General features: G+C 57.6%; 8 protein-coding genes and 1 pseudogene. 6 read left to right on the top strand and 3 right to left on the bottom strand.

Going from position 1 to position 7,730, the window contains the following annotated elements:
• Window positions 1-88: 88 nt before the first annotated feature.
• Window positions 89-877 carry an ABC transporter permease gene (locus tag G485_RS0119690; RefSeq protein WP_027093935.1) on the bottom strand — a complete coding sequence of 263 codons (789 nt, stop codon included), beginning with the start codon at window positions 875-877 and terminating at the stop codon, window positions 89-91.
• Window positions 874-1,779, bottom strand: a complete 906-nt coding sequence (locus tag G485_RS0119685; RefSeq protein WP_027093934.1) for a daunorubicin resistance protein DrrA family ABC transporter ATP-binding protein — start codon at window positions 1,777-1,779, stop codon at window positions 874-876. The genes G485_RS0119690 and G485_RS0119685 overlap by 4 nt, the downstream gene beginning before the upstream one ends.
• Window positions 1,780-1,986: 207 nt before the next feature.
• On the opposite strand from G485_RS0119685, the gene vanG reads away from it, so the two are divergent.
• The 4 genes and pseudogenes from vanG to G485_RS27405 all read left to right on the top strand — a co-directional run.
• Window positions 1,987-3,045 (top strand): D-alanine--D-serine ligase VanG, encoded by a 1,059-nt coding sequence (vanG, locus tag G485_RS0119680; RefSeq protein WP_027093933.1) that lies wholly within the window; start codon window positions 1,987-1,989, stop codon window positions 3,043-3,045.
• A complete protein-coding gene (locus G485_RS0119675) occupies window positions 3,042-3,887 on the top strand; it encodes a D-alanyl-D-alanine carboxypeptidase family protein (protein WP_084423406.1) in 846 nt (281 codons plus the stop codon). The genes vanG and G485_RS0119675 overlap by 4 nt, the downstream gene beginning before the upstream one ends.
• Window positions 3,880-5,022, top strand: coding sequence for a serine racemase VanT catalytic subunit (gene vanT, locus G485_RS27410; protein ID WP_035157365.1), 1,143 nt, complete (start codon window positions 3,880-3,882; stop codon window positions 5,020-5,022). Before G485_RS0119675 ends, vanT begins: the two co-directional genes overlap by 8 nt.
• A 52-nt stretch (window positions 5,023-5,074) precedes the next feature.
• A pseudogene (locus G485_RS27405) lies at window positions 5,075-5,390 on the top strand (O-methyltransferase); the annotation flags it as partial.
• 72 nt (window positions 5,391-5,462) lie between these two features.
• Here G485_RS27405 and G485_RS0119660 read toward each other — a convergent pair.
• Window positions 5,463-6,302 (bottom strand): AraC family transcriptional regulator, encoded by an 840-nt coding sequence (locus G485_RS0119660; RefSeq protein WP_027093931.1) that lies wholly within the window; start codon window positions 6,300-6,302, stop codon window positions 5,463-5,465.
• A gap of 223 nt (window positions 6,303-6,525) precedes the next feature.
• Between G485_RS0119660 and G485_RS0119655 the strand changes: the two genes are divergently transcribed.
• The gene (locus G485_RS0119655) at window positions 6,526-7,044 is read left to right on the top strand and encodes a hypothetical protein (protein ID WP_027093930.1); all 519 of its coding nucleotides are present in this window, start codon (window positions 6,526-6,528) and stop codon (window positions 7,042-7,044) included.
• A gap of 169 nt (window positions 7,045-7,213) precedes the next feature.
• Window positions 7,214-7,606 carry an SRPBCC family protein gene (locus tag G485_RS0119650; protein WP_035157362.1) on the top strand — a complete coding sequence of 131 codons (393 nt, stop codon included), beginning with the start codon at window positions 7,214-7,216 and terminating at the stop codon, window positions 7,604-7,606.
• Window positions 7,607-7,730 lie beyond the last annotated feature (124 nt).

Raw genomic sequence — 7,730 nt, 5'->3', positions numbered from 1 at the left:
GGGCGCCGTCGAGCCGCAGCCGAGGCTGTAAGATCGATTTTCGATCTTGCAGCAGCCAATCGCCGGAGGTACGGGCGGCCTGCGCTATCTAGCGCCGTCCCGACTTGCGGCGGAACGACCATACGCTCCAGACGAATGCGGCCGCAAGGATAAGCAGGCACCAGAAGACCGCCAGCCAGGCGCTGTTCCGGATCGGCGTGCCGGTGAGCAGCCCCCGAATCGTCTCGATGACCGGCGTGATCGGCTGGTGATTCGCGACGCCCCGAAGCCAGCCCGGCATCGTCTCCGTCGGAACGAAGGCGCTGGACAGATAGGGGAGGAACAGGAGAATGAAGCCGTAGCCGGAAGCTGCGGACGGGCTGCCGGCGACGAGACCGATCGCGGCGAAAAGCCAGGTGAAGGCGAGAATGAACAACGCGATCACGCCCAGCGCCGCGAGCCACTCCAGGACGCTTGCCGTCGGGCGGAAGCCGAGGAGCAGCGCGACGCCGCCGACGACGCCGGTCGCAAGCAGGTTGCGGGCGAGGCTCGCCGCAACATGGCCGGTGATGACGCTGCGGCTGCGGATCGGCATCGTCCGGAACCGGTCGATGATGCCGTTCGTCATGTCCTGGTTCACGTCGACGGCGGTGCTGGCGGAACCGAAGCCGGCGCACAGCAGAATGATGCCGGGGACGACGTAATCGACATAATCCCCTCCCGGGGCGATGGCTCCTCCGAATACGTAGGTGAAGAGCAGCATAAGCATGACGGGAAGAACGATGGCCATAAGCAGCGCTTCGGGATTGCGCAAGCTGAGCCGGATGCTGCGTCCGATGAAGACGGCGTTCGTCGCGCCCGCCGAAGCGGTTCGGACCGAAGATTGGATCGTTTTCATTTGAACATGGCCTCCTTGGATAAGGTCGTCAAACCCGGTTTGGCCGTCAAGGCGACAAACACGTCATCCAGGCTCGGCTTGCGAATGCCGACCCGGGTATGCTGGGGATAAAGCGGAGCCAGCTCGTTAAGCGTCCGTCTGACGTCCTGCACGCTGCCGTCGATCGGGACGGCCCGGAGGACCTCGTCCCCGTCGCCGTAAAGTTCCAGCACTTCCCCGCCCACGCGCGATTTCAACTCCTCGGCGGTGCCGTTCGCCACGACGCGGCCGCCCGCGATGACCGCGATCCGATCGGCCAACTCGTCGGCCTCCTCCAAATATTGCGTGGTGAGAAAAATCGTCATGCCTTGATGTTTCAACTCGAGAATGATCTCCCACAAAGCCCGCCTGCTAATCGTATCCAGGCCCGTCGTCGGTTCGTCCAGGAACAGCACCGGACAGCTCGCGACGAGGCTGATGGCGAGATCCAGCCGCCGGCGCATGCCGCCGGAGTATGTCTTGACGCGCTTGTTCGCGGCCGACGTCAGGTCGAACCGCTTCAGCAGCTCGTCGGTGCGACGGCGGGATTCCGCGGCTGTCAGACCGGTGAGTCTGCAGATCATCCGCAGGTTCTCCGTTGCGGTCAGCATCTCGTCCACGGCGGCGAATTGTCCGGTCAGACTGATGGAACGCTTCACTTCGTCGCTCTCCTTGACGACGTCGTGCCCGGCGACTTTGACGCTGCCTTCGCCCGGAGCGACCAGCGTGGACAGGATGTTGATGAGCGTCGTTTTGCCCGCGCCGTTCGGACCGAGCAGCGCAAACACGGTGCCCGAAGGGACGGTCAGATCGATGCCGTCCAGCACGACCTGGGTGCCGAACTTCTTGCGCAGGCCCTTCACTTCAATGGCATGAGAATGCATAGACGATCTCCCTTAATCGAATTAATTGTGGATTGTATAAACAGTATATTATGTACGCAATATTTGCGCAACCTGTTTTTTTGCGGATTGGGAAGTTTTGAAGAAACGGTAAGCAAATCTTATGATTTTCCTAAGCTTGTCTGCATAGGTTCGTAAGATCGGCCCGCTATTCTTAAGTCATTCCATGACAAAGGAGAAGGGCGACTGATGAGTAAGTTGGCGGTAGGGGTGCTGTTCGGAGGCTGTTCGACGGAACACGACGTGTCGCTGTCCTCCGCGGCAGCCGTATTGAAGCATCTGAATCGGGAAAAGTACGACGTCGTGACGATCGGCGTGACGCGGGACGGACGCTGGTACCGCTATTACGGGGAGACGGACGGCATTCGGGAAGACGGCTGGAGTTCCGGTTCCGCAAGCGTGCCGGCCATGCTCTCGCCGAATCGGGCGATGAAGGGGCTCATCGAGCTGACCGGAACGGAATACCGCTTCACGCCGCTCGACGTTGTCTTTCCCGTTCTGCACGGAAGGAATGGGGAAGACGGCACGATGCAGGGATTGCTCGAGCTGTCGGGCATCCCGTTCGTCGGCTGCGATACGTTGTCTTCCGCCATCTGCATGGACAAGGCGATCTCCAAGACGTTGGTGGAGGCGGCCGGCATCCGCGTCCCCCCCTTTATGACGATAGCGGCGGGAGAACCGCTGACCCGGTCGCTGGAGGCGGCGGACAAATGGGGCTTTCCCCTCTACGTGAAGCCTGCGCGGTCGGGCTCGTCGTTCGGCATTACGAAGGCGTACACCCGGCAGGAGCTGATCGCGGGCGCCGAGGCCGCGCTGCTGCATGACGGCAAGGCGGTGATCGAGCGTCACGTCGACGGCTTCGAGCTCGGTGTCGCCGTGCTCGGAAGCGCGCGGCCTATCACGGGCGCGATCGACGAGATCGAGCTGGCCGGCGAATTTTTCGATCTGACGGAGAAGTACGCGCTAACTACCGCTTCTATTCATCTTCCGGCCCGCATCACGCCGGAGCAGGCCGAAGAAGCAAGAGAGACGGCGCTGCGCATTTACCGTCTTCTAGGATGCAGCGGTCTTGCGCGGGTCGACTTGTTTCGGGCCGAGGACGGCTCGCTGCTGTTCAACGAGGTGAACACCATCCCCGGCTTTACGGCCACTAGCCGATATCCGAGCATGATGCGGGAGGCGGGAATCGAATTCCCGGAGCTTCTCGACCGGTTGATCGCATCGGCCGTATCGGAGGCGAGGCCATGACAGCATGGACGATGCGGAGAGGGAAGCCGTCCGCGCGGGCAAGCGCCGTCGTGCAGATGAGGCGGGACCGGCTGTACGACGGCGAGCTCATTCTCGTCAATAAAGATCACCCCGTAAGGCGGCCCGCGCAACAAATCGTCCCCGTTCCGGACGGCATCCTCCAAGCTTCCCGGCGCGAAGAGCCCGGCATCCTCCTGGAGCGGACTTGCCTGGCGCTGCTCTCCGCCTTGCTGGAAGCCTGCGGAGGGAGGACGTCGATCGCGGTGGTGAGCGGCTATCGTTCGAGAGCGGCCCAGGAGCGTCTATACGCGACCTCCCTTCGGGAGAACGGTGCGGATTTTACGGCAAAGTACGTGGCGCTTCCCGGCGCAAGCGAACACGAGACCGGCCTAGCGGTCGATGTCGGGCTGTACGAAGGGAATGTGGATTATATCCGGCCCGCCTTCCCCGATCGGGGCGCGTGCGGCGTTTTTAAACGGCTGGCGGCGAAATACGGATTTGTCCAGCGCTATCGGGCAGACAAAACGGATCGGACAGGCATCGCCTGCGAGCCTTGGCATTTCCGTTATGTGGGCTATCCGCATTCCGTCATTATGGAGAGGGAAGGACTCTGCCTCGAGGAGTATACCGAATTTCTCAAGCAATACGCTTGCGGCGAGACCCATCTCTACGCCGGCGAGGGCGCTTCGCTCGCCGAGATTTATTACGTCCGGGCGGAGGAGGGCGACACCCCCGTACCGCTGCCGCGCGCTAGCGGCGCCCGATGGCGGCTGTCCGGCAACAATAAGGACGGCTTTGTCGTGACCGTTTACGACCCGGAGGGGTGCGATCGTCATGTCTAACGCCTGGGCCGAAATCCGTCTCGACCATCTGGACTATAATTTGACGGCGCTGCGCAGCGCGCTTCCTGCCGGAACGCAGGTGATGGCCGTCGTCAAAGCGGACGCATACGGTCACGGAGCCGCCCAGGTCGCGGCGCGGCTGTACGCGTGCGGCGTCCGTTCCTTCGCGGTGGCGAACATCGACGAAGGCATCGCTTTGCGGCTGCAAGGCCTGGAAGGAGAAATCCTGATTCTCGGCTGCACCCCGTCGCATCGTCTGGACGATCTCGTCCGTTATCGGCTTGCCCAGACGGTCGTAGGCGCCGACGATGCGGCGCGGCTTCAGGCGTTCGGGAAGCGTATCGACGTTCATGTGAAAATCGACACCGGCATGAACCGGCTCGGCGAGCCGTGCGAACGGATCGATAGGGTCCTGTCCATGTACCGGCACAGCCGATTGCGCGTGACGGGCACGTTCAGTCATTTGGCGGCCGCGGACAGCCAGGAGCCGTCGGACGTTGCCTTTACCCGAACGCAGATCGAACGGTTCGATCGCGTCGTCCGCCGTGTGCGGGCCGCGGGATTCGATCCCGGCAGGCTGCACCTTCAGAGCAGCAGCGGCATTCTGAATTATCCGGAGCTGCGCTGCGATCTGGCGCGTCCCGGCATCGCACTCTACGGCCTGCTCCCGCGCGAGCGGGACAAGCGCAACGCCCGGCTCGAACTGCGCCCGGTGCTGTCGCTGAAGGCGAGCGTCACGCGCGTGAACGAGATCCGGGCCGGGGAGAGCGTAGGCTATGGCCGGCGCTTCGTCGCCCCCCGCGACAGCCGGATCGCAACGGTGTCGATCGGGTACGCGGACGGCATTTCCCGCGCGCTTTCGGACCGGGGCGGCTGTGTGCTCATTCGGGGACGGCGGGCGGTCATCATCGGCTCAATCTGCATGGACCAACTGTCGGCAGACGTGACGGACATCGGAGACGTTCGCCCGGGCGATACGGTTACGCTGATCGGACAAGACGGAGACGAACGGATAACGGCGGAGGAAGTCGCCGGCTGGGCCGGCACGATCGCCAACGAGGTGGTCAGCACGCTCGGGCCCCGGGTGGAGAAGCGCTATATCCTATCCGAAGCGGGGAGCGCGATTCGGGCGTAAGGCGCGTCGTTCCGGGCCGCACGCACCGGCGAGGAGACGAAGGTCGCGCCGTATCCGGCGACGACGGCCCGGAGCGCTTCATTCTAAAAGGGAGAAAACCAAAGAGGAACGCCTCCTACCGTTCGATTCCGTCCTCGAGCAAGCGTTGGCCGCCAATTGGCAAGCCGGGCTGCCGCAGATCGACGTGTCTCCGGCCCAAGGCAAGCTGCTGCATCTGTTGGCGCGGATGGCGAAGGCCGAGGATTTTGGAGATCGGCACGCTGGGAGGCTACAGCACGATCTGGATGGCCCGGGCGCTGCCGCCCGACGGGCGCCTCGTGACGCTGGAGATCGACCCGCATCACGCCGAAGCGGCCCGGGCGCGCTTAACTTGGTCACGGCCGCCGCGACGGCGGCCGTGAACCGGTTCGTTGAAAGGTTTCGTTCAGGCAGCCGAATCTTTATTGCAGGTATAAATTTCTCTGGTTGCTTTCCCGGAATTGATTCGGTGATTGACCTGTTATTTTTTTAAACATAATCGAAAAATAGTTTGGATTGTCATAGCCGAGGATTTTAGCGATTTCCCATACCTTCATCTCAGTAGACACAAGAAGTTTTGTTGCTTCGCCAATACGCCGATGAATCGAATAGTTGATAGGAGAAATATTATATTTGCCTTTAAATACATGAGATATGTAGTAAGGGTTAACGTGAAATTGTTTCCCTAATTCTTTTAAACTTATATTTTGGGTGAAGTTTTTATCTATGTAATCCTTAATATGCACCGCAAGACTATTAGATTCTTGATCCTTAATGTGATTCTGGCTTTGAAGCGTGCGTCTTATCAAAATAAGGATCGAATTTAATAAATAATGGCTGATAATTTCGTGCCCTTCCTCCTTTACGGAAGCTTCATCAAATAACATTTTCATCAAGGCAGCGATTTCCGAGAAAAAACGGCTGGATCGAATGACCGGTTCTTGATCCGGAGGGATGACCCAATCATCGGAAGAATGAACGACGGAAGGGAATGAAAATCCGCAATAATACATGAGTAAGGGGCTCTCGCTCGAGGAATGCTCTTCATGCAAAACTCCTTTGTTATAAACGAGAATATCTCCTTTTCCTACTGAATAAGTCGTCCCCCCGATCGTGAACACCCCTTTTCCGTCACAAACCGCTAAGATTTCATGCAAATCATCGTGTTTGTGGCTTGGAAAATTCCAATTAGGTGTTTCGGAAACCTTCCCTGCATAAAGCAAGCGGATTCGGATTTCCTCTCTAAAAGTTGTCATCGCCATTTCATACTCCCTCAACTCGAAATAACCACAATATATATCATGCCTTGCCTAACGAATAAACTAGGATTTTTACGGTAACTCAATGATAGTCCGTTCCATCTCCATAGCAATATATATAACAAAACAAAAATAGAAGACAAGATGCTTGATTGTTGCTTCGATTACGTTCGATTAAGCTTTCATTGTAGCCCTCTGGGACGAAGAGGATGAGGAGTTGCAGGGGATGAACCTTGAAGGCTGGGAGCAAAACGGCTTTATCTTATTTCCAAGAGCTGTGACAAACTTTTATATATTGCGTTACCTCCAATGGATCGATTCATTAAGTGAAAATCAGAAAATGGAAGTGCATCATCAATTTCTATGGGATATTCGGATGTACGAACCCGTATATAAGGCGTTCTGTGAAATTCTAGGAACCGAAGCGCTTTGGGCTAATCTGGATCAAAAAGAGCCTTCTCATGTGAAGGGGAGAGTGTGTCTTCAACAGTCGGTCCATCTTCCCGCAGGAAAGAACGAGGGCAATAAGCATGTGGTCAATATGGGTGATTTACTAATTTTTAATTCAGAAATTTATAGCTATGATTTTGATTCTGATTGCAACTGGCTGCCTCTAACTTTGTTCCCTGCCGTTGAAGAGAACCCTTCCTTATTGATGAAAAGGATTCAGAGCTGGAACGCTAAAACTTGCCGTACTTATCTCACTTCGACAGGACGCAAGTTGTTGGGCATTGACCGCTGGTAATCATCAACATGATTGCGGCGTCGGGGGCGTCGGCATCGCCTGCACGCTCATCTGGTGGCGTTATGCGGATCAAACTTGAAGAGGATGAGGCGTTCTCGGGACGCGATTCGCGTAATAGCTTATAGAGGAGGAAGCGGACATCCGGAAAACCGTGAGGAGGGATTCGAGCATGCCGGGAATTCTCCATTCCAGAACGCTCACCGTCGCCATCGATCGCCCGCCCGACGAAGTGTACGAATACATCGCGAATCCGGAGAACTTTCCCGCGTGGGCGAATTCCTTTTGCCTGGGGGTCAGGAAAGCCGGGGACGGCTGGGTCGCCGAGACGCGGGAAGGGCCGATGAGCCTCAGGTTCGCGGACAGAAACGGCTACGGCATATTGGACCATTACCTGAAAAAGCCTTCGCAACGGGAACTGCTGAATCCGATGAGGGTCGTTCCCTATGGCTCGGGGAGCAAGGTTATCTTTACCGTCTTCCAGCGGGATGAGAGCTTCGTCCTGCATTTCCGGGACGCGGAGAAAGACTTGCAGACGTTGAAAAACGTGCTGGAAAACAAATAAACGATCGTTTTAAGCGCCGGCAACGGCGCTTTTTTTGACATTATAGAATTTATAAATTTTGGGGTGGGAGCAGGTCTTCCGCCTGATTTCTGTTTTTGGTAAGGTTAGGATATGGAGACGAACA

Origin of the sequence: Cohnella thermotolerans DSM 17683, assembly GCF_000429825.1 — a bacterium.
Classification (GTDB): domain Bacteria; phylum Bacillota; class Bacilli; order Paenibacillales; family Paenibacillaceae; genus Cohnella; species Cohnella thermotolerans.
The sequence above is the reverse complement of the archived record's forward strand: the minus strand, read 5'-3'. Positions and strand labels throughout refer to the sequence as shown.

Coding starts and splice junctions, on each gene's coding strand:
- G485_RS0119685 (WP_027093934.1), bottom strand. CDS start 1,779: ATGCATTCTCATGCCATTGAAGTGAAGGGCCTGCGCAAGAAGTTCGGC.
- G485_RS0119650 (WP_035157362.1), top strand. CDS start 7,214: ATGCCGGGAATTCTCCATTCCAGAACGCTCACCGTCGCCATCGATCGC.
- G485_RS0119655 (WP_027093930.1), top strand. CDS start 6,526: ATGAACCTTGAAGGCTGGGAGCAAAACGGCTTTATCTTATTTCCAAGA.
- vanT (WP_035157365.1), top strand. CDS start 3,880: ATGTCTAACGCCTGGGCCGAAATCCGTCTCGACCATCTGGACTATAAT.
- G485_RS0119675 (WP_084423406.1), top strand. CDS start 3,042: ATGACAGCATGGACGATGCGGAGAGGGAAGCCGTCCGCGCGGGCAAGC.
- G485_RS0119690 (WP_027093935.1), bottom strand. CDS start 877: ATGAAAACGATCCAATCTTCGGTCCGAACCGCTTCGGCGGGCGCGACG.
- vanG (WP_027093933.1), top strand. CDS start 1,987: ATGAGTAAGTTGGCGGTAGGGGTGCTGTTCGGAGGCTGTTCGACGGAA.
- G485_RS0119660 (WP_027093931.1), bottom strand. CDS start 6,302: ATGGCGATGACAACTTTTAGAGAGGAAATCCGAATCCGCTTGCTTTAT.